Consider the following 20699-nt stretch of genomic DNA (forward strand, 5'->3'; position numbering starts at 1 on the left):
AAGGTCGCGATCCCACGGAGGTTTTCGCGCTACACGGGCCTTTCATGCGCTCCGTGATTTGTTCCGCTGCCATGGCCTTGCCACGCCGCCGCCCCGGAGCTGCCCATGCGTCGCCACGTTTTCGCACTCGCTGCCGCCGTCTGCACCTTCGTCGTTGCCGCTTCTTCGCACGCGTGCACGCGCACCTTGTACGTGGGCCAGGACAACACGGTCATCACCGGACGCAACATGGACTGGTCCGAAGACATGGCCTCGAACATGTGGATTTTCCCGGCCGGCATTGAGCGCGACGGCAATGCGGGGCCGAATTCGCCCAAGTGGACATCGCGCTACGGCAGTGTCATCACGGCGGGCTACGACATCGGCAGCGTCGACGGCATCAACGAGAAAGGCCTGGTCATGAACGCGCTGTACCTGGGCGAGACGGATTTCGGCAAGCCCGATCCCAAGCGTCCGCACATGGCCATCAGCCTGTGGGGCCAGTACATCCTCGACAATTTCGCCCGCGTGGACGATGCCGTGAAGGCGCTGGCGAAAGAGCCGTTCCAGATCATCGCGCCGCCGCTGCCGAACGGAAAACCACTCACCATCCACATGTCGATCTCCGACGCGAGTGGCGATTCGGCCATCTTCGAATACATCGACGGCAAGCTGGTGATCCATCACGGCCGCCAGTACAAGGTGATGACCAATTCGCCGATCTACGACAAGCAGCTTGCGCTGTACGAATACTGGGAAGGCATCGGCGGCCTGAAATTCCTGCCCGGCACCAATCGCGCGGCCGATCGCTTCGCACGCGCGTCGTTCCTGCTGGACGCCGTGCCCAAGCAGCCCGATCCCAACTACATCAACGGCGTGCCGAACCAGGATTACCAGTTCCAGGCCGTGGCCGAGGTGATGAGCGTGCAGCGTGCGGTGAGCGTGCCGCTGGGCATCTCCACGCCGGACCAGCCCAACCTGTCGTCCACCATCTGGCACACGGTGGCCGACCAGAAGAACCTGACGTACTACTTCGACTCCGCCACCACGCCCAACACGTTCTGGGTGGACCTGCACAAAGTGGATTTGAAACCGGGTGCGTCGGTGAAGAAACTCACCATGGCGAACGGCCGCGTGTATGCCGGCGAAGTTTCCGCGCAATTCGTGGAAACGCCATCGTTCAAGTTCATGCCGGCGCCAGCGCCCTAGAGACAGCGCGCCACTGCGCTGCCATGCCCGGATTCAGGGCAATTGGCCCGGATGCCGCTCTTTCCACGCGGCGAGTTCTTCGCGATAGCGGCCCATGGCTTCGTCGTAGAAATCGAAGATGCAGGGCACGCAGCCCTGGCCGCAGCAGTCTTCGTCATCGGGGCGTTGCGGTGGCCTGGGCGGTGGGTCACTGGAGGGCGCGTTCGCACCCTCCAGTGCCGTGTTTTGCTGTGACTCGGTCAAACCGGAAATACCATTCGAAGATCAGCCGGGCTTGCGGAAACGATAGACGAACTGATCAGTGTGACCACGTATCGACTTGTCGAATACCTTGATGTTGTGCGGGTCTTTCGGATTGCGCAGCACGTCGCTCTCGCCATCGAACACGAAGCCCACGGACTCGACCTGCTTCTTGACGATGGCCGGATCGATGCGATGCAGCGTGTCGGTGTCGCGCATGCCCGAACCCGCTTCGGCTACATGATCGACCACCACGAACAAGCCGCCGGGCTTGAGCGAATCGAACACCTGCTTGTCGAATACCACGGGATCGACGTTGCCCATGAACTTGTCCGGATAGTCGTGGTAGTTCTGCGACGTGAAGACGAGATCAACCTTCTCCGGCGTCTTGAACTCCTTGGCCGGCACCATCAACACGCCGACGTTGGCGTAATGCGGGTTGGCCACCAGGGCCTTGGATGCCTGCACGTCGGACTGCGCTTCCTTGCCGTATTCGTTCGGCCATACGGCATAAACCCTACCCTTCGGGCCCACCACGCCGCTGAATACGCGGGTGAAGTAGCCGCTGCCGGGAATCAGGTCCACCACCGACTGGCCGGGCTTCACCTGCGAAAACGCCATCAGCTCGGCGACCTTGCGGCGATCGTCGTTGGCGGTGTCGTCCTTGCGGGCCGGATCATTGACCGCCGCCGTGACGTAGGAAGGGATATCCGACGGCGCCGGCGGTGTGGCCAGCGCAGCGGCAACGGGGAAAGCAAGGGCTACCAGCACTGCAAGTACGGTCGGACGCATGACGAACTCCGTGATGTGTGGCGGGTGTGGGGCGCCATTGTGCGCCCCATCAGGATAAACCGCAGCAGGCGTTTCGGCACGGTCTCCCGTCGCGTTATTTGCCTGTGCCCGGACCGGCCAGCGTGGTGAGCAACACGTGCCAATAGGTCACGTCGTCATAGAACGACTTCACCGGCACGCGCTCGTTGAGGCCATGCGCGAACGCATCGCTGTTCTTCATGAACATGCCGTTCACGCCATACGTGGGAATGCCCGCCGCGCGGAAATAGATGCCATCGGTGGCGCCCGATTCCTGCACCGGCGTAATGGCCACGCCCGGACGAATGGCATGCACCGCCTTGGTCACGGCCGCGACCACGTCGGGACGAAGCGGCGAGGCATCGCTGGAGATGGCCTTGCCGATCACGGCGACATCCACCTTCGGGCCCACCAGATCAGCCAGCGTCTTGCGCACGGTCTCGATGGTCACGCCGGGAAAAATGCGGCAGTTGATGTTGGCCGTTGCCGACTGCGGCAACGCATTGTCCGCATGACCACCACGCAACATGGTGGCCACGCAGGTGGTGCGCGTCTTGCCCACTTCCGCGGGTTCGGCCGCAAGCACCGCTGCCGCAGCCGCGTCGTGCGGATCCTTGGCGAAGTCGCGCATCGCCTGCCCCACCTTGCCTTGCGTGGTCGCGCCCAAGGCCTTGAACGAGGCGATGGTGGTGTCGTTCCACATCACCGGGAACTGGTAGCCCTGCACTTTCTTCAGCGCATCGGCCAGCTCGTAGATGGCGTTGTCGGCGCGCGGCAGCGAACTGTGGCCGCCGGCGTTGTGCGTGGTCAGTTCGAAATCCGCATAGGCCTTCTCGGCGGTCTGCAGGCCGAATACCAGCGGCTTGCCGTCTTCGCCCAGCTCGCCGCCACCGGCGTCGGTGTTGAGCGCGAACTCCGCGTCGACCAGATCGCGATGGTTCTTCACCAGGTCGTCCATCGTGTCCTGCGAGGTTTCCTCGTCACCGGTGTAGACGATGATGAGGTCGCGCGTGGGCACGAAACCGGCCTTCTTCAACTGGATGAAGTTGGCCGCAAGCACGGTGACGCCGCTCTTGATGTCCTCGGTGCCGCGTCCGTAGAAATAGCCGTTCTCTTCGATCAGCTTGAACGGATCGCGCTGCCAGTCTTCCGGCTTGGCGGTGACCACGTCCATGTGCGCCATCAACGCGATGGGCTTGCCGCCCGTGCCGTTGCCGCGATAACGCACCACCATGGCCGCGGTCTCGCCGTGCGGAATGATGTGGATGTCCGCGTCCGGAAAGCCCGCGGCGCGGAACTGGTCGGCGAGGTACTTCGCCATCACCGGCACCTGGCCCTGCCCGATCTCCGTCTTGAATGCGATGAGGTGACTGAAGATGTCACGCGCCTGCGCCTGGTTGGCATCCGGCGTCGCCGCCATGGCAGGAAGCGCGACCGAACAGGTCAGCAGGGAAGCGAGCAAAGGCTTGAGCATGGACGTCTCACCAGCGTCGGAAGGAGCCGTGAGTATGTCGTGTCGGACGCCCGCGTGACATCGTGCGTCGCGCCAAAGTGTTGCCGGCCTACGACGCCTGCAGGCGCCACGAATCCAGTATCCGGTACTCACCGCCACCGACCACGCTGTGCACCAGCGAAAAATCCTCCACCCGCCAGGTGATCGGCTCGATCGCGATCGGCTCCAGCAATGCGCTTCGGCTATAGGCAAAGGTGACATGCGGCGTGAATTGGCGGGACAGATGCTGCCCCAACCCCATCAGCAGCAGCTCTCGCCGCAGACTGTCCCAGAGTGCCTGCAGGCCTTCGGGCACCTGCGAGCAGCGCAGCACGCACGGCGGTTCGCGACCATGGAAGGACGACGCCGAGTCCAGCACCACCTCGAACGGCGCGGCCTGCAGCTTGCCTGCGGCCGTCATGGCGGCCCTGGCAAGGTCGTCGCGCAACATCGGGTGATCGCCAAGGAAATGCAGCGTGGCGTGGTAGCGCGACGGGCGAATCATCCTGGCATGCAGCTGCCGCGTGTCCATCGCGCCGGTCGCGGCGGCCTCGATCTGCGCACCCACCGCATCATCGGGCATCAGCGCGAAGAACAGGCGATGGATCTGGGCAGGTGCGCCGCCACCCAACAGGTCGGGCTGTTGCTCGGAAGGACGGGAACGGGAGCGGCTCATGCAGGCAGGACTCGGAGAGAGCCTTACACGATACCGCAGACCACGCATCGACGCCCTTGCATGAGGCCACCCGTTCGGGAGTAATCTGGTGCCGCCGGCGCATCCCCAGGCCCCGCGCCCACATCGACAACACATGCCGTCAGGAGGAAGAACATGGCTTTCTCTGCTCGTGCTTCCAGTGTTCCGCTTGCACAGATCAACGTCACTCCACTGGTGGATGTCCTACTGGTGTTGCTGGTGATCACAATGATCACTTCGCCTGTGCTGACTCACAAACTGAAACTCGACCTGCCGCAACCGGGCACCGTCAAACCCACGACGACGCCGGAAACAGTGCGGCTGTCCATCCATGCCAACGGGTCGATGTACTGGAACGAAGCACCTGTCGATGCCGCCATGTTGTCTTCGCAGCTGGCCATCGCCGCGCATCGGAGCGAGCAACCTCATCTGGTCATCGATCCCGCCGATGGCGTGTCGTATCAGACCGTCGCCAGCGTGATAGCCGATGCGAAGCGGCAAGGCGTGCAGCAGATCGATTTCATGGCATCGCGCTGAGGCACCTGCTCCATCGCCGATGAGGACGCCGTCGCGTCCTCGTTGGTGTGCCGGCAACGCAAACGTCACGCGGCACCGACATAAGCAAACCGTTCCGAAAGTCGCATGAAAATGCGGCATGGCATTGTGCTGGCGTGCACACAGGCAGACCTACGCTTCCCTTCGTGCGACACCGTCGCCGCATTGCCGGAGGGAACGTTGATGAAACACAACCCGTCTATCGCCCTGCATCACAAGCTCGCTGCCGCCGCGATGGCCGTGGCATGGATGGCGCTGCCGCTGCCCGCGCTGGCGCAGTACCACCATGGTCCGCCGCCGCCACATTACGACCATCACGATTATCACGGTCACTACGACAACCACTACCACTACGACCATTACGATCACCATGACGATAGCGGTGCCATCGTGGCGGGCGCCCTGCTCGGCGTCGCCGCGGGCGTCGCCATTTCCAATGCCAATACGCCGCAACCGCCGCCGACGGTGGTCTACACCTCGCCGCCTCCGCCGCCGCCCCCGGGCGTCGTCTACTACAACGACGGCTACTGAGCCGTTGCCGCCATTCACTGCAGAGGGAATACCGACGATGAAAACCACGCTTCGTAGTCTGACCCTGCCGGCGCTGATATCACTTGCGCTCGTGGCGGCTCCAGCCTGGGCACAGCAGGCCGCACCGACCACGGCGCCTGCCGCGCAGAAACTGCCCACGACCACGCCGCCGGGCGCGCAGGATCATGGCCAGAAACACGCCGATGCGGTCGAACAGCGCATTGCCGACCTGCATGCCAAGCTCAAGATCACCGATCAGCAGGCCAAGCCCTGGGACGCCTTTGCGCAGACCATGCGCGACAACGCGCGCAAGGCCGACCAGGCCTTCCGCGAACGCGCGCAGAAGCTGCCGACCATGAGCGCGGACGATGCCATGAAGTCGTATGCCGATCTCACCGAAACGCATGCGGACAACATGAAGAAACTCTCTTCGGCCTTCAGCGACCTGTATGCCGCGCTCTCGCCCGAGCAGAAGCAGGTTGCCGATGCCATGTATCGCAATCCGGGTGGCAAGGGCGCCGGCCCGCACAAGGGCGGCAAGGCAAGCAAGGGCATGCCGGCCAGCGCTTCCTCGTCAGCGCACAGCTGATTCAACGCCACGCTTGCGCAGCGCGACACGGGCATCGTGTCGCGCTTTTTTATCGCGCGCTATCCACCGTTACCGATGCCGGTTCCAATGCAACGCGTCGAAGGCAGTCCAGCGAACCGAACTGATCGCGTGCATCGTAGGTGACGTACTGGAGCTCCGTTACATTCAACGCTGAGGGCGGCGGCGCCACCTCGCCCAGCCGTTGGCGAATCACCTGCGCCGGCACGCACTGGCGATACAAGCCCAGTGTGATGTGCGCGACGTAGGGCGCCTGCCTGATCTCGCGACTACCCTCACCCAGCGCCTGGCGCCACCGCGCCAGTCGCCCCATGGGATCGCCCACGGGGATGAAGGCTGCGCTGGCGAAGCTGTCGAGCCTGGCCAACGGTAACGCGCAGGCGGCTTCGGCACGTGCTTGCAGCAAGGCCATCTGTCGATCGAGACGGTGCAACGGAAAATCGTCGTCCCATTCGCCGGCACCATGAAAGCCGCACACGAAGATCGTGAGATGCGGCTGCCGGCGCGGACTGGGATGAATCAAGTCCGCCAGCTGGCTGCGCACGACACCGATGTAGTCGAGCAACACAGGATCGTCGATGGGCGCCACCCAGACACCGTAGCGATGACGCCCCCGATGCCACTCGGGGTAATCGCGCAAGTCAGCGACCAGCGTTTCGGCGGGTCCTGCGATGGGATCGGAAAACAACATGCCGTCGATACTAGCGGCTTCGCGCGTGACGGCATCCGGCTACCCTGTGGAAAGTCATGTTGCCAGCCGCCACGCATCGTTTAGAGTGACCACGCCAGACGCCACGGAGAACACCATGCCTCGCACGCGTCATCCTCTGCTTGCCGCCATCCTCTGGGGCGGATTCGTCGCCGGTACGCTGGACATCGGCGCGGCCAGTCTCATCAGCGGCTTCGGCCCCCTCGTGATCCTCAGGTACATCGCCGCTGGATTGCTCGGCAAAGGCGCGCTGGCCGGCGGCACCACGGAAGCGGCATTGGGCCTGGTGCTGCAGTGGGCCATGTCGCTGGTGATCGCGGCGATCTTCGTGCTCATCGTGGGGCGGCGCGTGGCTGCCACGTCGCGATGGCCGGTCTGGGGTGTTGCCTACGGCGTGGTGGTGTTCGCGGTGATGAACTACGTGGTGGTGCCGCTCTCGGCACTGAGCAAGATCCCGCACTTCACCGTCTTCAGCTTCATCGCCAACCTGGCGGCGATGCTGTTGTTCGGCTGGATCATCGCCTTCTTCGTGCGGGCGAAGCTGTCGAACTGAACCACGGAAGCCCGCGTGTTGCGGCACACTATGCGCCATAGTCCGGCGCATGCATCATGACCCTCCCCACCGAATCGGCCAACGTCAGCGGTTGGTGCCTGTATCTGATCGAATGCCGCGACGGCTCGTATTACGCCGGCATCACCAACGATCTGGATGCACGCTACCAGGCGCACGTGAATGGCAAGGGTGCGCGCTACACGCGTTCGCACCCGCCGCTGCGCTTGATCGGTTCACGTGCGTACGACAACCGCGCGGCGGCATCGCGCGCGGAGTGGGAGATCAAGCAGCTGCCCAAGCATCGGAAGATCGATTACCTGAGCGGCGTGGAGAAGGAAGCCGCCAGTCCGCCCACGGCGGAGTGACGGCTTCCCGCACTCGTCGCCTTACGAGGGCTTCTTCAGCATCGCGGTGAGCTTGTCCAGCTGCTCGCGATAGCCATCCAGCGTCTTGGCCGTGGCCTGCGCGAACTGGCTCGCCTCGTCCCAGCGACGTGCCTCGATCGCTTCGCGCACGCCGGGCACGGTCTTCACGCCGTAGCCGGTGAGCATGCCCGGCGCATAGACCATATGTTGGAACCACGGGCGTCCCGGCAGGCCGGATGCGCTGGTGAGCGATTGCTCCATCTGCCCCATCAACGCGTTGATCTGCTGCTGTTGCGCGGCCGACACGTTGAAATTAGCCGCTGCACGCTGGGTGTAAGCGGCTTCGAAGGCCTGCGCGCTCTTCTTCAATTTCCTGGCGGCGTCATCGAGCGGTGCGAGCTTGATGTCGGGAACGTCCGAATCGCGCTCGGGCGGCAGGATGGGACGGGTGGGATCGGACACCAGCGCATACGCGTGCTTGTCGAGCAGCTGATGCTGTTGCTCGGTGTCCTTGCGCGTGTCGCCCACCAGCTTGTGCAGTTCTTCCACGTAGCGGTCGAAGGTGTCGCTGAAGTCGCTGATGCGCATCGGCAACACGCTGGCATCGGCCGTGCGCAGCACGATGTGACCCGCTACTTTCGACAGCGCCACGCCGTACTGGAAATCCGGATCGCCAAAGCGCACGTAGTGATCGAACGAGTCGTAGGCGGAGTGATAGATGCCGCCGTTGTCATCCTCGCCGCCGAAGCCGAGATCCAGCGAGGCAATGCCCAGGTGTTCGAGGAAGGCGCTGTAATCGGAACCCGAACCGAGCGCGGCGATCGGCACGTCGCCACCGGCGGCGGCGAGCTTGGCGAATTCCCTGGCCTCGGGCTTGGCGTCCTTCGCGCTGCCGCTCACCATCACGTGCGCTCGCATGCGTTCGAGCACGCTGCCCTTGGTTTCCGGATCGGTCACGCCCTCGGCGACCTGATTCACCAGGTGCTGATAGGAGTGACTGCCACCAGCTTCGAGGAAACCGCGGCCATTCGTATCGGAGTTGAGATAGAGCACCGCCTTCTGCTTCAACTCGTCGGCATGCGTTTCGGCCCATTCGGTGGAGCCCAGCAGGCCGGCTTCCTCACCGTCCCAGCTCGCGTAGACCAGCGTGCGCTGCGGGCGCCAGCCCTGCTTGTAGAGCGCGCCGATGGCCTTGGCCTCGGCGAGCAGCGCCACGTTGCCTGCCAGCGGATCCCACGCGCCGAACACCCAGCCATCGTGATGGTTGCCGCGCACGATCCAGCGATCGGGTTCGGTGGAACCCTTGAGCGTGGCGATCACGTCGTACACCGGCTTCTGGCCCCAGTCCGACTGTACGGTCAGGTGCACCGGCGCCGTGCTCGGTCCGATGTGATAGGTGATCGGCAGCGAGCCGCGCCAGCCACCCGGCGCCACCGGTCCCGTCAGCGATTTCAGCAGCGGCGTGGCATCGCCATAGGAAATCGGCAGCACCGGAATCTTGAGGATGGTCTTGGCATCCTTCAGGTCGAGGCGCTTCGCATCGGCCGTGGAACCGATGCCAGGCGTGAGCGGATCGCCGGGATACTGCTGCATGTCGGCCACGGAACCGCGCTGCACGCCATCCTCCGGACGCCAGCCGCCCTGGGGATAGGTGTCGCCTTCCGCGTAGCCGTCGTCGTGCGGGTCGGAATAGATCAGGCAGCCCACCGCTCCGTGTTCCTGCGCCAGCTTGGGCTTGAGGCCACGCCAACCGCCGCCGTAGCGCGCGATGACGATCTTGCCGCGCACGTCGATGCCGCGACGTGCGAGATCCTTGTAGTCGTCCGGCATGCCGTAGTTCACGTACACCAGCGGTGCGCTGACGTCGCCATCGCCACCGTAGACGTTGTACGGCGGCAACACGTCGTTCTTGATCGACGAGGTCGCATCGCCCGCCACCGCCGGCTCATGCAGCTTGGCGGTATACGGGTGCGGCCCCTTCAGTTCCAGCGCCACTTTCTTGGGCGTGGGATAGAGCACGTTGAAGGTTTCGATGTGGGCGTCCCAGCCCCATTCCTTGAACTTCGCCAGCATGAACTCCGCATTGGCCTTGTCGTGCGGCGAGCCGACCTGGTTGGGCTCCGAAGACATCTGCTTGAGCCATTCGCGCTGGTCGGCCGGATCGAGCAAGGCATCGAAGCGCTGCTCCAGGCTCTTCTGCGCGGCCGCGCCGCTGCTGGTGAAGCCCAGCATGCCCTGCTCGGGGCCGTGGTCATCGGCGGCCAGTGCGCTGCCCATGGATGCAAGCAGGCAGGCCGCCAGCAGCGGCCGTATCGTCAAACGGGTCATGCGTTGTCTCCCCAACGGTGGCACGAAAAAGGCGCGCGACGATCGTTCGCCGCGACGACGTTCAAGGCTGTCGAGGCACTTATACCCTGTGCCCACAGGCGGCCGTCTAGGACAAAGGTCATGCATGGCCACGACAAGGCTTATCGGCATGCGTCGCCAGCGTGACCCGGCGCACGTCCCTGCGCTCCCGCAGGAACGCACGGCCGGACACGAAACCCGCTGAAGTTTGCCCGCCAGGCGCCGATAACCACCGTGGCACCCGGCAACGGGCTGCGACCAACCCTTCGAGGCGAAACACGTATGCTGCAAACGGCGCCGAACATCGCGTATCTCAAAGCCGCATGGGCCGCGTTCTCGGGCATCAGCGGTGTCAATGCCCAGCAGAGCTACGAGGCGGCGGGCCTGAGCTTCACGCGCATCAACCACTCCACGCTGGTGCGCAAGAACGACGTGCAGGTTTCCACCATGCCCATCCACTACACGCGGCACGAGCTGCGCGTGGGCTTCCTGGGCCGCATCGAGAACGAAGTGCGCAAGGCGGTGTTCGAGATGGACGCAGTGTTCTATCGCGACCTGTGCCTGCCCGAGGGACATCGGCTGGTGATCGAGCTGGAGGAATGCCTGCGCATGCTGCGTCGTCGCGGCAACCGCTCGCTGTCCATCCTGGTCGAGCCCGATGGTTCCATGCCGCTGGACGCGGCCGCGCGCGTGGACATGCGCGTGTTCCTCGATTCGCCGCGCGCCTGCCTGTTCGCCTGCGCGGTCGACGCCAGCGGCCAGGTCGATCTGCTGGAAGACGCGCCCAAGCGTGCCCGCATGCCGCGTGCGGCGAACTACGCCGAACTGGCCGCACAGATCAGCGCCACCCTCAATGAGGCCTTCGCCGCGTTCCCGCGCGCGCAGTTGGCCGCTTGAAAAGCTACTCCACCGGAATGTAGAGATCGGTTTCCGACGCCGGATCGTCCGGCGCCACGAAGCGTTCGTCGTAGCGCTCGAACTCCACGCCCGCATGTGCCCGCAGGCCCAGCTTGGGCAGCAGGCGCGTGTGGATGGTGCGGATGGTCTCGCCGATCTGCATGGCCACGCCGCGATGAGTGAACACGCCGTACTTCTGCGCCGGCACCTGGAACTTCACCATGCCCTCGGGCACCGCCGCGTCGTCCGACACGGGCAGGCCCGCCACGTAGCGCAGCATGCCATCGGGTAGCGGCGCGCATACCCCGTAGGCAATGCCCGGCTCCGCCAGCGGCGCCACTTCGTGCTCCCGCGTGAGGAAGCGTTCCCACAACGTCCCGATACCGCTGGGGCTGCGTGCGATGTGTTCCAGTCCGACGACCGTAAAGGCAGGCAACGACACGATCCGATGGTCCATGGCTTTCGTCCTGGCAGAAGCGGTGAACGAGCCCCAAGCCTACGGCACTGGGCGGATGTGACAACAGGGTGAAAGTGGCCACTTGCACCCTGGTGCCGTTCCTGCCTCTTGGGCCGGATGTCGATATGCCCGGTGCCCGTTCGTCGTGAAAGTAGACGCGGACTTCGCCCCAGCGGCCAAGCATGCGTCCCGCCCTTCTCCACGCCGAGGTTGTCCACCATGACTCAAGCCCCCGCCCTGGTTCCCGTTGCCGAACTGGTAAAGCGCAACGGCATGCGGTTCGCCGGCGAAAGCCCGGCCTATCGCCGTGCCCGCGACGAATTGCTGGCCGAGGAAATCGAACTGCGCCGCCACATCGAACGCGTCGCCGAGCAGCGCCGCGGCCTGCCGCCCGGCCCGGAAGCGAAGGGCGACTACCGGTTCGTGGGCGAACGCGGGCCGGTGGATTTCGCTGGCCTCTTTGGCGACAAGCAGACGCTGGTCACCTACAACTACATGTTCGGCCCGCAGCGCGAACGCCCCTGCCCCATGTGCACCTCGTTGCTGGGCGCATGGAACGGCGAGGCGCGCGACATCCAGCAGCGCGTGGCGTTGGCCGTGATCGCACGCTCGCCGATCGAGCGCCTGCTCGCCTTCAAGCAGGAACGCGGCTGGCGCGATCTGCCGCTGTATTCGGATGCCAACGGGAATTTCAGCCGCGACTACCACGCCATTGCCGATGACGGCAGCGACATCCCCGCCTTCTGCGTATTCACGCGACGCGACGGCCACATCCGCCTGTTCTGGGCCGGCGAAATGGGCGGCGAAACAGCGGACCCGGGCCAGGATCCGCGCGGCGCACCCGACCTCATGCCGATCTGGACCATCCTCGACTGCGTACCCGAAGGCCGCGGCGGCAACTGGTATCCCAAGCTCGACTACGGCACCTGAGCGCCGCACGACGGGCCGCAGTGTAGCGGCCCGCCGCGTCGATCACTGGCCCGGCGTCTTCAGGCAGTTGACCATCCATGCCTTGCCGTAGCGATCGGTGAGCATGCCGAAGCGATGGGCCCAGAAGGTCTCGTCGATGGGCATCGTCACTTCGCCTCCTTCGGACAAGGCCTTGAACACGCGCTCGGCTTCCGCCGGATCGTCCACGCTCACGTTCACGCAACCGGTGCTGCGCGCGGTATGCGGCGGGCCGTCCGCGCCCATCACGATGCCACCATCGGGCGTTTCCAGTTGCGAATGCATCACGCGTGCGTGCGTCTCCGGCGGCATCTGCGCGGCCATCGGCGATTCACCGTAGGTCATGCGCATGGTGATCTTGCCGTTGAACACCCTGGCGTAGAAATCGAACGCCTCCCGCGCCTGGCCGTCGAAATCGAGATAGGGAATGAATTGCATGTGGGTTACTCCTGCGGTATGGGGACAGAGCGCCTTCCGGCTCGCCGCCGCCAAGGCGGGTGGCCTTGGGTGCCATCCATGGAACCGCGCCTGGAACGATGCGCCGGCACGGTCGTTCATGAGAATGACGAACGGGCGTCTCATGGATCGACATGACCCTCATAAGAGACATACTTCAGGCGTAGTCTGTTGACCGGCTCGTCAGGCGATGGCGTGGCCTTGAACCTTCAATGACAAGGAGCGAATGGTGCCTTCCATCGTGACGCAACCCGTTGCCGCGCGGCTGACCCATGCCGCCATTTTCCTCGTGGTGACACTGAAGCCCGACACGCGTGGCGGCGATGCCGTGCGCGCGCTCTGCGGCGACATGGCGTCGCTGCTGCGCGCCATCGGCTTTCGCAACCCGGACCGACGACTGTCCTGCGTGATGGGCTTCGGATCGGACGCGTGGGATGCCCTCTTTGGCACGCCGCGCCCGGCTGAGCTGCATCCGTTCCGCGAGATCAAGGGCGTGCACCACGCCGTGTCCACGCCCGGCGACATCCTCTTCCACATTCGCGCCACGCACATGGACCTGTGCTTCGAACTGGCCACGCAGATCATGTGCCGCATCGGCGACGTAGCGACCGCCGTGGACGAGGTGCATGGCTTCAAGTACTTCGACGAACGCGACCTGCTGGGCTTTGTGGACGGCACCGAGAATCCGGTGGACCAGGGCGCGATGGATGCCACCATCATCGGCGACGAAGACCCGGCCTTCACCGGCGGCAGCTATGTGATCGTGCAGAAGTATCTCCACGACCTCACGGCGTGGAACGCGGTGCCGGTGGAACAGCAGGAAAAGATCATCGGCCGCAGGAAGCTCTCGGACATCGAGCTGGACGACGAGGCCAAGCCCGCTTACGCGCACAACGCGCTCACCAGCATCGAAGAGAACGGCGAGCCGCTGGAAATCGTGCGCGACAACATGCCCTTCGGCGAAGTCGGCAAGGGCGAATTCGGCACCTATTTCATTGGCTACGCGCGCTCCCCCGCCCGCATCGAACAGATGCTCAACAACATGTTCGTGGGCCGACCGCCCGGCAACTACGATCGCCTGCTCGACTTCAGCAAGGCGGTCACCGGTTCGCTGTTCTTCGTGCCGTCCGCGACGTTCCTTGAGAACGCACCCGCGCCAGTCCACGACGGGCCGGCATGACGAACAAGCTCAGGCCTTCACCAGACCCTGGCTCTCCGCATCCGACATGACGCGGTTGCGACCGGTGCGCTTGGCGCGATAGAGCGCCGCGTCGGCGTCCTTGCGCAGGCGCTGCAATTCATAGCCGGACGTGTCGGTGGACGCCAGGCCGATGCTGGCGGAGAACGCGACCAGGCAGCCGTCGCCGTTGACCGGCGTGCCTTCGATGGCCGTGCGGATGCGGTCGGCAATGGCCATGCCCTGGTCGAGCGTGCAGTCGGGCAAGAGGATGCCGAACTCCTCGCCACCCAGACGTCCAAACAGATCGGTGGGGCGAAGCTGGCGCTGGCACAACGCCACCGTGTGCTTGAGCACCACGTCGCCGGTGGCGTGGCCGTGCGTGTCGTTGATCTGCTTGAAGTGATCCAGGTCGATGGAGATCAGGCAGGCGCTGCCATGGCGCTTCTCCAGCATGCGCAAGGTGCGTTCGGCCTCGCTCACGAAATGCTGGTGGTTGAAGATGCCGGTGAGGCCGTCGTGATGCGAAAGCATCTTGAAGCGAAGCTGCGAACGCTTGATCCGCAGCAACCAGAAGAAGATGGACACCAGCACCACGAGAAGCAAGGTGATGTACAGGCGGCTGGTTTCGACGGCCTTGGTGTCCAGCGCCTGCTGCAGGCGCAGGATGCTGTTCTGCTTGCTCAGGCCTTCGGTTTCCAGCTTCTGCGCCAGCACGTGCTGCTGCACGGCCGCATAGGCCAGTGACCTGGCGCTGATGTCGTCGAGGTAACCCTTGTCTTGTGCCGTGTACTGCTCGTAGTAGCCCAGCGTGGCGTTGAGATTGCCGCGCTTCTTCTCGATGCGGTAAAGCAGGCTATAGGTTTCGCGCTGGACTTCGCTGATTTCGCCCGGACCGCTCATGGCCAGCACGGCCAGCGCTGCCTTGCGGGCATTGTTGTCTTCGCCGAGCTTTTCGTACGCAAGCGCCAGCTGGACCTGCACGCTTCGCACATGCGGGTAATAGCGGTTGGCGCTGATGCTGGGAAGGATGCTGTTGAGCAGCTCCAGCGCCTTGGCCGGCTGCCCTTCCATCCGGTAGAGCGCACTCTTGATCAGCCGCAAGGTGTTGGCGAATACCGGCTGTCCCGCGGCCAGGCAGGTGTCGATGGCTTCCTGGAGTTTCGGGCTGGACGAGGTGAGCCGGTTGCTCTTGTCGAGCGCGCCGATTTCCATGGAGAGCGGATTGCACAGGCTTTCGCCCGGCGGCAGCGTCTCCTCCATCATGCTGGCGTACTTGATCGCCAGATCGGTCTGCCCGGCAAACACCATCAGCTGGGAAAGATTGGCCAGCACCGTGAATCGGGCCAGCCGGTCCTTGATCTCGGGCAAATCGGTGGCCAGTTGGTTGGCCAGCGTGAACGCTTCTTCGTAGTGGCTGCTCAGGCCCTGGTTGTGCATGAGCAAGGCCGACGCCTTGGCCCGCAGCGTGATGTCGCCGGAATGGTCGATGACGTCGCGCAGCATGGTGTTGGCCTTCGGGGCATCGCCCTCGAACGCCGTCTGCCAGGCTTCGAGATAACGCAGATACCACCGCTGATTGGCCGTCAGCTCGGGCGCCTCGCTGCGCATCTGTTCCAGCATGAGCACAAACCGCGGGTGGTCGGTGGTGCGCACCCGTTCGGTCTGTTCCAGGAACGCGCCGGGATCGGCGATCTCCGACGACGCAAGCGCCGCCTCGGCGAGTACGCAGAAGGCCAGGCCCGCCCAGGCGAGCCATGGCCAACGACGACGCCACCGATGCGGCATGTCGGCTGCCTAGCCTTTCGGCGAAGCCGCGCCGTGCTGCGGCTCGGCGGGATCCAGCGGCTCGCCTTCGTCTTCGCGCTCGGGCTCGTCGCCTTCAGGGAAGGTCTGCGAGCTCTGGGTCACGTGCATGACCCGCTTGCCGAACTCCTGGGCCAGCCACGAGCTGTCGCCCGATGCCACGGCGGCCATCAGGGCCTCGGAGGCTTCCGCGGCCTCCAGCGTGCTGTTCAAATCTTCGGCCGAGGAATGACGCAGCGTTGCGTCCTGGCCAATGGCCTCCAGCCAATCCATCGTGTCAGTCATACGTTCCCCCAAGTGTCTTCCGGTGATGTCGTGTATCGGTTCTTGCGTGCCCATGCCTAGCAGCACCAGCTTGATGAAGCATGATGACGTTCGCCATCACGGTTCAATCCCTGCACCGAACGCTGCGGGCCTCTCCCCCGCCGCATGCGGCCACTGTACTGCTTTATACCGGCAAACCGGCCTTTTCCTGCTCATCCAGCGCTGCCAGCTTCGCCTGGACGGCAAGGTTCGGCCTCAAGGTTTCCGACGGCGGCAACACCACGGTCTCCTCGGCCGGCAATTCGATGTTCGGCAGATCCCGCAGCGCCACGCGCCGCATGCGTGGCTGCTGGATCGGCAGCGTGGCGGCGCGGTAGACGATCACCTCGTGGTCCAGCGGATAGTGCTGGCTCAGCAGCTCCACCAATACCTGGCGATAGGCCGGGCCCGTCTGGAAGCGCGCCAGCGAACGATCGCCGACCAGCCCGACCTGCCACAGCACGAGGTAGCCGGTGGGATCGATGCGGCGTTCGAACAGCAGCAGCTGGCTGGCCTCGAAGTGCTGGCAGCCGAACCGGCCCGGGTCGATGCCCAGGTCGGCATAGAGGCAGTCCTCGGCGGAAATGCCCGGCTCCATATGCGCCGCATAGCCTTCGGCGCGAGCCGCCTCGATGGCCTTGTGCGGGGCCCAGGCGAAGATGCCCGGATGCCCGTAGAACACGCCGCACACGCGTTTGCCGGCGCGCACCTCGGTCATCATCAGGTCGACCCACTGGCGATACGTGGTGAGCCGCGACTTGCCTTCCTGGTAGTACGACTGAAGGCTGCGCACGTCCGGATGCATGCGCTGCAACCACATCTCCACGATGCCATCGGAGAGGCCCGCAAAGATCACGTCCGCCTGCGCGATGTGACTGCGCGCCAGCGGCGTGAGGTGCGAGCCCAGGGTCATGCCCAGGCCCACGCAGGCAAGGCTGCCGCGGTGCGTGGCTTTTGTGGACTGAGTCTCAGGATTTGTCATCGCTTGATAGTAGGGCAATTCCCGGAGTCTGCGCACGCCAGGCGACATATGACAAAGAGAAGGTTTGTCCGCGCCCAAGGGAAACCGTCGCCTCGTTTCACGCAGGCCTTGACCTGCGGCCCGGCCCCCATCGCAAGGCGTGGCGGGCAGAAAGCGTTTACGGCGTCCCGCCGGCGCGTATCAAGGATCGCGTTGCTCGCGGCCTACCACCGCCGGACTATCGAAATATTCGTTTGAAACCTTTGAGCTCGCCGAACTACTTAGGTGGCGGCTCCATCCGGCGCGAAAGCAGCCGCCGGTCCCATCGCCATCACCACGTTGCGTCGTCACGAAATCGTCGCTTGCAGTCCCGGCGGGCACCCGGCAAGCTTCCGCGTTTCGCCAAACCGGAAGTGCCATGTCCTCACAAGAAATCATCATCCAGATCATGCCCGCCACGGGCTGGGTTGCCGTGTTCGACGAGAGCGGCGACGAGAGCGCGGAAGCGCTTGTGTGCTTCGCGCTGGTGGAATCCGTGCAGAACGGCACCACGCGCCGTGACGTGCGCCCGATGCTGGTGAACGGCAAGCAGATCAGCTTTGCCGACTCGGCGCCGAACTTCCTGCGCGTCGAAGAGCTGGAAACCTTCGAGGACGAAGGCGAGGAAGAGGAAGAAGAAGACGAGGAGTAATCCCGTCCTTCCCGCTTCACCTGCAAAGGCCGGCGCATCTCGCCGGCCTTTGTTTTTCAGGCAGCGATGTCGATCACCACCTTGCCGCGCGCCTCGCGCCGTTCGATCAGGCCGTGCGCTTCGGCCACGCTGTCCAGGTCGAAACGTCGTGCATCCACGAACGGCGTGATCTTTCCTGCTTCCGCCAGGCGGGTGACTTCACGCAGGATCTCGCCATGGTGCTCGCGCCCCTCGCCCGTCAACAGCGGCAATAGCGTGAACACGCCCGAATACGTGCCGGCGCGAAACGACAACGGCGCCAGCGCATGCGTGCCCCAGCCCAATGCGCTCACTACGTGGCCGAAGCGCTTGACTGCCTGGAACGATGCATCCAGTCCCGCGCCGCCCACCGTGTCGTAGACCCGTTCGAAACCGCGGCCGTCGGTGTGTTCGGCGACGTAGTTCTCCACCGCCGTTCCACGATCGATGGGCGTCGCGCCCCAGCGGGTGATGTCCTGGGCCTTGGCCGCCGAGTCCACCGCAAACACCTTGGCATCGAATGCCTTCGCCAATTGGATAACGGCGTTGCCGACGCCACCGGCGCCCTGCACCAGCACGGTCTGACCTGCCTTCACCTGTGCACGATCTACCAAGCCTTCCCATGCCGTGATGAAAGCCAGCGGCAGCGAGGCCGCTTCGCGCATGCTGAAGTGCGACGGCTTGTGCGCCAGCAGGCGCACATCCACCGCCGCGACTTCGGCAAGCGAGCCCTGGATGCCGCCGACGCCGCCGGTCATGCCGTACACCTCGTCGCCGACGCGGAAATCGGTGACGCCCGGCCCGACGCTTTCTACCACGCCCGCCATGTCGATGCCGAGGATCGCCGGCAACGGATGCCGTGCATGTTCGGCCTTGCCCTCGCGGATCTTCAGATCAAGCGGATTCACACCACTGGCCATGACGCGCACCAGCACCTGGCCTTGGGCGGGCACCGGCCGCGCCACGGCAGCGCGGCGAAAGACGTTGCCATGCTGTTCGAGCACGGCGGCTTGCATGGACGGTAGAACGCTCACGGCGACTTCCTCGCGATTGGGATGCGCTCAAGGTACGCCAGTCCCAATTGCATGAAAACTAAATAGAATGCATTCTTTCCATGCAAAATTGCATGCCACGAATGGCCCGGCAAACAAAGGCAATCACCATGGAATGGAGCGACCTGAGGATCTTCCTGGCCATCGCCCGCGAAGGCACGCTGGGTGCCGCCGCCCGCGCCCTGGGGCAAACCCAGCCCACCATGGGCCGACGACTGCGCGCGCTGGAAGCCTCGCTCGGCCAGACCCTGTTCCAGCGCACCAGCGACGGCTTCGTGCTGACGGAGGAAGGCACGGTGGTCTGCCAGCACGCCGAGCGCATGGAGCAGGAAGTGCTCGCGTTCCAGCGGACGCTGGCCGGCCAGCAACAGGAACTCGATGGCCTGCTGCGCATCACTTCCTCCGACTGGTTCGGCGTCCACGTGCTGGCGCCGGTGCTGGCGGAGTTCTCGCGCGAGCATCCGCGCGTCACCCTGGAATTGCTCACCGATACGCGCTTCCTCAGCCTCGCGCGCCGCGAGGCTGATCTCGCCTTCCGCATCAAGCCCTTCGAAGAACCCGACGTGGTTTCGCGAAAACTGCTGCGCATGCCTTACGCGGTTTACCTCAAGAAGGGCACGCGCCGGCCCAGGGCGGGCAATGGCAAGGGCGCGTCACTGATCACCATGGACCACGCCTTTGGCGACATGCCGGATGTCGCGTGGCTGCAGGCGCAGTTCCCCCACGCCACCGTCGCCTTTCGCAGCAACGCACGCGACGTGCATGCGCGTTTGTGCGCGGACGGCGTGGGATTGGCCGTGCTGCCACGTCCCTTGGGCGATGCCACCAAGGGCATCGAACGCTTGCCGTTGAAAGAACACCCACCGTCTCGCGACACCTGGATCGGCTATCACCGCGACCTGCGCAGGCTGGGACGCCTGCGTGCCCTGCTCGACCTGGTCATCGAACGGCTCGCCAGCGATTGATCCATCGCTGCCATTCGGCAGCGGGCATCCGCCACGATGCGGCTCGCGCGCCTCAGGCCGCGGCTTTGCCGATCGACGCGCCGCCGTCCACGTACAGGGTCTGCCCGGTGATGTAGGCGGCATCGTCCGAGAGCAGGAACGCGATGGTCGCAGCCAGTTCTTCCGGCTTGCCCAGGCGCCGCATCGGAACGAGCGACAGAAAACGCGCTTCGGCCGCGCTACCCTCCGGCGTGTTTTGGCGAAACAGTTCGGTTTCCGTGGGACCCGGCGCCACCGAATTGACGGTGATGCCCGTCTCGGCAAGCTCCAGGCCCCAGGTGCGCGTGAAGCTGTTCATCGCGCTCTTCGCGGCGGCATAGGCCGTACGCTGCGTCATGCCGAGCGCGACCAGGCTGGTGACGTTGACGACACGACCCCAACCCTTGGCGCGCATCTGCGGCAGCAGTGCCTGCACGGTCTGCACGGTCGGAACCAGGTTGAGGCGCATGGAGAACTCCAGTTCGTCCAGGTCCACCTCGCCGATATTGGCCAGCTTCACGTAGCCGAAGTTGTTCACCACGCCATCGAAGGAGAACCGGCTCACCAGCTCGGCGAGCACGCGACCCGTCGCCTGGCGATCGCTCAGGTCGGCCGCCACCAGGGTGCCGGGAAAGTTCGGGTCATCGGCGCCTCGCGCCAGGCCGACCACATGATGCCCCGATCGTGCAAGGCGATTGGCAACGGCGCGCCCAATGCCCTTGGTGGCGCCGGTAACAAGGAAAGTACGTTGTGTCATGACTGTCTCCGCAGGAATGCGAGTGGGGATTCGGCGGGATAGGTTGAGCCAGATCCACTGACATGACGTGCGGCGCGAACGACGATCTCGTTCGATCCCGTCG

At 64.6% G+C, this 20699-nt stretch carries 24 protein-coding genes; 11 read left to right on the plus strand and 13 right to left on the minus strand.

What is annotated here, in order from left to right; genetic code table 11:
- Positions 1–105: 105 nt before the first annotated feature.
- Positions 106–1188 carry a linear amide C-N hydrolase gene (locus ABIC75_RS05360; RefSeq protein ID WP_354012809.1) on the plus strand — a complete coding sequence of 361 codons (1083 nt, stop codon included), beginning with the start codon at positions 106–108 and terminating at the stop codon, positions 1186–1188.
- Positions 1189–1221: 33 nt separating this feature from the next.
- Here the strand turns inward: ABIC75_RS05360 and ABIC75_RS05365 are convergent, their stop codons facing one another.
- The 4 genes from ABIC75_RS05365 to thpR form a co-directional block, all read right to left on the minus strand.
- Complete coding sequence (locus ABIC75_RS05365; RefSeq protein WP_354012810.1) at positions 1222–1431, minus strand: oxidoreductase-like domain-containing protein; 210 nt, start codon at positions 1429–1431, stop codon at positions 1222–1224.
- A gap of 21 nt (positions 1432–1452) precedes the next feature.
- Positions 1453–2220 carry a class I SAM-dependent methyltransferase gene (locus ABIC75_RS05370; protein WP_354012811.1) on the minus strand — a complete coding sequence of 256 codons (768 nt, stop codon included), beginning with the start codon at positions 2218–2220 and terminating at the stop codon, positions 1453–1455.
- 94 nt (positions 2221–2314) lie between these two features.
- Positions 2315–3712 carry a M20/M25/M40 family metallo-hydrolase gene (locus tag ABIC75_RS05375; protein WP_354012812.1) on the minus strand — a complete coding sequence of 466 codons (1398 nt, stop codon included), beginning with the start codon at positions 3710–3712 and terminating at the stop codon, positions 2315–2317.
- 88 nt (positions 3713–3800) lie between these two features.
- Complete coding sequence (gene thpR, locus ABIC75_RS05380; RefSeq protein WP_354012813.1) at positions 3801–4406, minus strand: RNA 2',3'-cyclic phosphodiesterase; 606 nt, start codon at positions 4404–4406, stop codon at positions 3801–3803.
- Positions 4407–4559: 153 nt separating this feature from the next.
- Between thpR and ABIC75_RS05385 the strand changes: the two genes are divergently transcribed.
- From ABIC75_RS05385 to ABIC75_RS05395, 3 genes are all read left to right on the plus strand, one after another.
- Positions 4560–4961 carry an ExbD/TolR family protein gene (locus tag ABIC75_RS05385; RefSeq protein ID WP_354012814.1) on the plus strand — a complete coding sequence of 134 codons (402 nt, stop codon included), beginning with the start codon at positions 4560–4562 and terminating at the stop codon, positions 4959–4961.
- A 201-nt stretch (positions 4962–5162) separates the two neighbouring features.
- Positions 5163–5510, plus strand: a complete 348-nt coding sequence (locus ABIC75_RS05390; RefSeq protein WP_354012815.1) for a hypothetical protein — start codon at positions 5163–5165, stop codon at positions 5508–5510.
- 37 nt (positions 5511–5547) lie between these two features.
- A complete protein-coding gene (locus tag ABIC75_RS05395) occupies positions 5548–6099 on the plus strand; it encodes a Spy/CpxP family protein refolding chaperone (RefSeq protein ID WP_354012816.1) in 552 nt (183 codons plus the stop codon).
- A 49-nt stretch (positions 6100–6148) separates the two neighbouring features.
- Here the strand turns inward: ABIC75_RS05395 and ABIC75_RS05400 are convergent, their stop codons facing one another.
- Positions 6149–6808: a 2'-5' RNA ligase family protein gene (locus tag ABIC75_RS05400; protein ID WP_354012817.1), complete on the minus strand. Its 660-nt coding sequence runs from the start codon at positions 6806–6808 to the stop codon at positions 6149–6151.
- Between the two features lie 115 nt (positions 6809–6923).
- Here ABIC75_RS05400 and ABIC75_RS05405 point away from each other — a divergent pair, with 115 nt between their 5' ends.
- Positions 6924–7379: a hypothetical protein gene (locus tag ABIC75_RS05405; RefSeq protein WP_354012818.1), complete on the plus strand. Its 456-nt coding sequence runs from the start codon at positions 6924–6926 to the stop codon at positions 7377–7379.
- Between the two features lie 56 nt (positions 7380–7435).
- Complete coding sequence (locus tag ABIC75_RS05410; RefSeq protein WP_354012819.1) at positions 7436–7744, plus strand: GIY-YIG nuclease family protein; 309 nt, start codon at positions 7436–7438, stop codon at positions 7742–7744.
- A 21-nt stretch (positions 7745–7765) separates the two neighbouring features.
- Here ABIC75_RS05410 and ABIC75_RS05415 read toward each other — a convergent pair whose 3' ends face one another.
- Positions 7766–10072, minus strand: a complete 2307-nt coding sequence (locus ABIC75_RS05415; RefSeq protein ID WP_354012820.1) for a transferrin receptor-like dimerization domain-containing protein — start codon at positions 10070–10072, stop codon at positions 7766–7768.
- Positions 10073–10372: 300 nt separating this feature from the next.
- On the opposite strand from ABIC75_RS05415, the gene ABIC75_RS05420 reads away from it, so the two are divergent.
- Positions 10373–10987, plus strand: coding sequence for a hypothetical protein (locus tag ABIC75_RS05420; RefSeq protein ID WP_354012821.1), 615 nt, complete (start codon positions 10373–10375; stop codon positions 10985–10987).
- Positions 10988–10991: 4 nt separating this feature from the next.
- On the opposite strand, the gene ABIC75_RS05425 is transcribed toward ABIC75_RS05420, so the two are convergent.
- The gene (locus tag ABIC75_RS05425; RefSeq protein WP_354012822.1) at positions 10992–11444 is read right to left on the minus strand and encodes a GyrI-like domain-containing protein; all 453 of its coding nucleotides are present in this window, start codon (positions 11442–11444) and stop codon (positions 10992–10994) included.
- Between the two features lie 219 nt (positions 11445–11663).
- On the opposite strand from ABIC75_RS05425, the gene ABIC75_RS05430 reads away from it, so the two are divergent.
- On the plus strand, positions 11664–12374 hold the full coding sequence (locus ABIC75_RS05430) for a DUF899 family protein (protein ID WP_354012823.1): 711 nt from the start codon (positions 11664–11666) through the stop codon (positions 12372–12374).
- A 42-nt stretch (positions 12375–12416) separates the two neighbouring features.
- On the opposite strand, the gene ABIC75_RS05435 is transcribed toward ABIC75_RS05430, so the two are convergent.
- Positions 12417–12830: a VOC family protein gene (locus tag ABIC75_RS05435; RefSeq protein ID WP_354012824.1), complete on the minus strand. Its 414-nt coding sequence runs from the start codon at positions 12828–12830 to the stop codon at positions 12417–12419.
- 244 nt (positions 12831–13074) lie between these two features.
- Between ABIC75_RS05435 and ABIC75_RS05440 the strand changes: the two genes are divergently transcribed.
- Positions 13075–14028 carry a Dyp-type peroxidase gene (locus ABIC75_RS05440; RefSeq protein WP_354012825.1) on the plus strand — a complete coding sequence of 318 codons (954 nt, stop codon included), beginning with the start codon at positions 13075–13077 and terminating at the stop codon, positions 14026–14028.
- A 9-nt stretch (positions 14029–14037) separates the two neighbouring features.
- On the opposite strand, the gene ABIC75_RS05445 is transcribed toward ABIC75_RS05440, so the two are convergent.
- The 3 genes from ABIC75_RS05445 to ABIC75_RS05455 form a co-directional block, all read right to left on the minus strand.
- A complete protein-coding gene (locus tag ABIC75_RS05445; protein WP_354012826.1) occupies positions 14038–15813 on the minus strand; it encodes a tetratricopeptide repeat-containing diguanylate cyclase in 1776 nt (591 codons plus the stop codon).
- 9 nt (positions 15814–15822) lie between these two features.
- Positions 15823–16116: a hypothetical protein gene (locus tag ABIC75_RS05450; RefSeq protein ID WP_354012827.1), complete on the minus strand. Its 294-nt coding sequence runs from the start codon at positions 16114–16116 to the stop codon at positions 15823–15825.
- A gap of 163 nt (positions 16117–16279) precedes the next feature.
- Positions 16280–17116, minus strand: a complete 837-nt coding sequence (locus ABIC75_RS05455; RefSeq protein ID WP_354012828.1) for an SAM-dependent methyltransferase — start codon at positions 17114–17116, stop codon at positions 16280–16282.
- Positions 17117–17513: 397 nt separating this feature from the next.
- Between ABIC75_RS05455 and ABIC75_RS05460 the strand changes: the two genes are divergently transcribed.
- Positions 17514–17786, plus strand: a complete 273-nt coding sequence (locus tag ABIC75_RS05460) for a hypothetical protein (RefSeq protein ID WP_354012829.1) — start codon at positions 17514–17516, stop codon at positions 17784–17786.
- 56 nt (positions 17787–17842) lie between these two features.
- Here the strand turns inward: ABIC75_RS05460 and ABIC75_RS05465 are convergent, their stop codons facing one another.
- Positions 17843–18838, minus strand: a complete 996-nt coding sequence (locus ABIC75_RS05465; protein ID WP_354012830.1) for a zinc-dependent alcohol dehydrogenase family protein — start codon at positions 18836–18838, stop codon at positions 17843–17845.
- A 128-nt stretch (positions 18839–18966) separates the two neighbouring features.
- Between ABIC75_RS05465 and ABIC75_RS05470 the strand changes: the two genes are divergently transcribed.
- Entirely contained in the window at positions 18967–19821 is an 855-nt protein-coding gene (locus ABIC75_RS05470; protein ID WP_354012831.1) for a LysR family transcriptional regulator, read from the plus strand.
- 52 nt (positions 19822–19873) lie between these two features.
- Here the strand turns inward: ABIC75_RS05470 and ABIC75_RS05475 are convergent, their stop codons facing one another.
- A complete protein-coding gene (locus tag ABIC75_RS05475; protein WP_354012832.1) occupies positions 19874–20596 on the minus strand; it encodes an SDR family oxidoreductase in 723 nt (240 codons plus the stop codon).
- Positions 20597–20699: the final 103 nt, after the last annotated feature.

The sequence above is a fragment of the Dyella japonica genome (assembly GCF_040545895.1).
GTDB lineage: Bacteria > Pseudomonadota > Gammaproteobacteria > Xanthomonadales > Rhodanobacteraceae > Dyella > Dyella japonica_D.

Bases quoted from the DNA above. Each gene is read 5' to 3' on its own strand.
- ABIC75_RS05440 (WP_354012825.1), top strand. From the start codon at position 13,075: ATGGTGCCTTCCATCGTGACGCAACCCGTTGCCGCGCGGCTGACCCAT.
- ABIC75_RS05405 (WP_354012818.1), top strand. From the start codon at position 6,924: ATGCCTCGCACGCGTCATCCTCTGCTTGCCGCCATCCTCTGGGGCGGA.
- ABIC75_RS05450 (WP_354012827.1), bottom strand. From the start codon at position 16,116: ATGACTGACACGATGGATTGGCTGGAGGCCATTGGCCAGGACGCAACG.
- ABIC75_RS05375 (WP_354012812.1), bottom strand. From the start codon at position 3,712: ATGCTCAAGCCTTTGCTCGCTTCCCTGCTGACCTGTTCGGTCGCGCTT.
- ABIC75_RS05435 (WP_354012824.1), bottom strand. From the start codon at position 12,830: ATGCAATTCATTCCCTATCTCGATTTCGACGGCCAGGCGCGGGAGGCG.
- ABIC75_RS05400 (WP_354012817.1), bottom strand. From the start codon at position 6,808: ATGTTGTTTTCCGATCCCATCGCAGGACCCGCCGAAACGCTGGTCGCT.
- ABIC75_RS05370 (WP_354012811.1), bottom strand. From the start codon at position 2,220: ATGCGTCCGACCGTACTTGCAGTGCTGGTAGCCCTTGCTTTCCCCGTT.
- ABIC75_RS05425 (WP_354012822.1), bottom strand. From the start codon at position 11,444: ATGGACCATCGGATCGTGTCGTTGCCTGCCTTTACGGTCGTCGGACTG.
- ABIC75_RS05475 (WP_354012832.1), bottom strand. From the start codon at position 20,596: ATGACACAACGTACTTTCCTTGTTACCGGCGCCACCAAGGGCATTGGG.
- ABIC75_RS05460 (WP_354012829.1), top strand. From the start codon at position 17,514: ATGTCCTCACAAGAAATCATCATCCAGATCATGCCCGCCACGGGCTGG.
- thpR (WP_354012813.1), bottom strand. From the start codon at position 4,406: ATGAGCCGCTCCCGTTCCCGTCCTTCCGAGCAACAGCCCGACCTGTTG.
- ABIC75_RS05455 (WP_354012828.1), bottom strand. From the start codon at position 17,116: ATGACAAATCCTGAGACTCAGTCCACAAAAGCCACGCACCGCGGCAGC.
- ABIC75_RS05410 (WP_354012819.1), top strand. From the start codon at position 7,436: ATGACCCTCCCCACCGAATCGGCCAACGTCAGCGGTTGGTGCCTGTAT.
- ABIC75_RS05415 (WP_354012820.1), bottom strand. From the start codon at position 10,072: ATGACCCGTTTGACGATACGGCCGCTGCTGGCGGCCTGCCTGCTTGCA.
- ABIC75_RS05390 (WP_354012815.1), top strand. From the start codon at position 5,163: ATGAAACACAACCCGTCTATCGCCCTGCATCACAAGCTCGCTGCCGCC.
- ABIC75_RS05445 (WP_354012826.1), bottom strand. From the start codon at position 15,813: ATGCCGCATCGGTGGCGTCGTCGTTGGCCATGGCTCGCCTGGGCGGGC.
- ABIC75_RS05385 (WP_354012814.1), top strand. From the start codon at position 4,560: ATGGCTTTCTCTGCTCGTGCTTCCAGTGTTCCGCTTGCACAGATCAAC.
- ABIC75_RS05430 (WP_354012823.1), top strand. From the start codon at position 11,664: ATGACTCAAGCCCCCGCCCTGGTTCCCGTTGCCGAACTGGTAAAGCGC.
- ABIC75_RS05360 (WP_354012809.1), top strand. From the start codon at position 106: ATGCGTCGCCACGTTTTCGCACTCGCTGCCGCCGTCTGCACCTTCGTC.
- ABIC75_RS05470 (WP_354012831.1), top strand. From the start codon at position 18,967: ATGGAATGGAGCGACCTGAGGATCTTCCTGGCCATCGCCCGCGAAGGC.
- ABIC75_RS05395 (WP_354012816.1), top strand. From the start codon at position 5,548: ATGAAAACCACGCTTCGTAGTCTGACCCTGCCGGCGCTGATATCACTT.
- ABIC75_RS05420 (WP_354012821.1), top strand. From the start codon at position 10,373: ATGCTGCAAACGGCGCCGAACATCGCGTATCTCAAAGCCGCATGGGCC.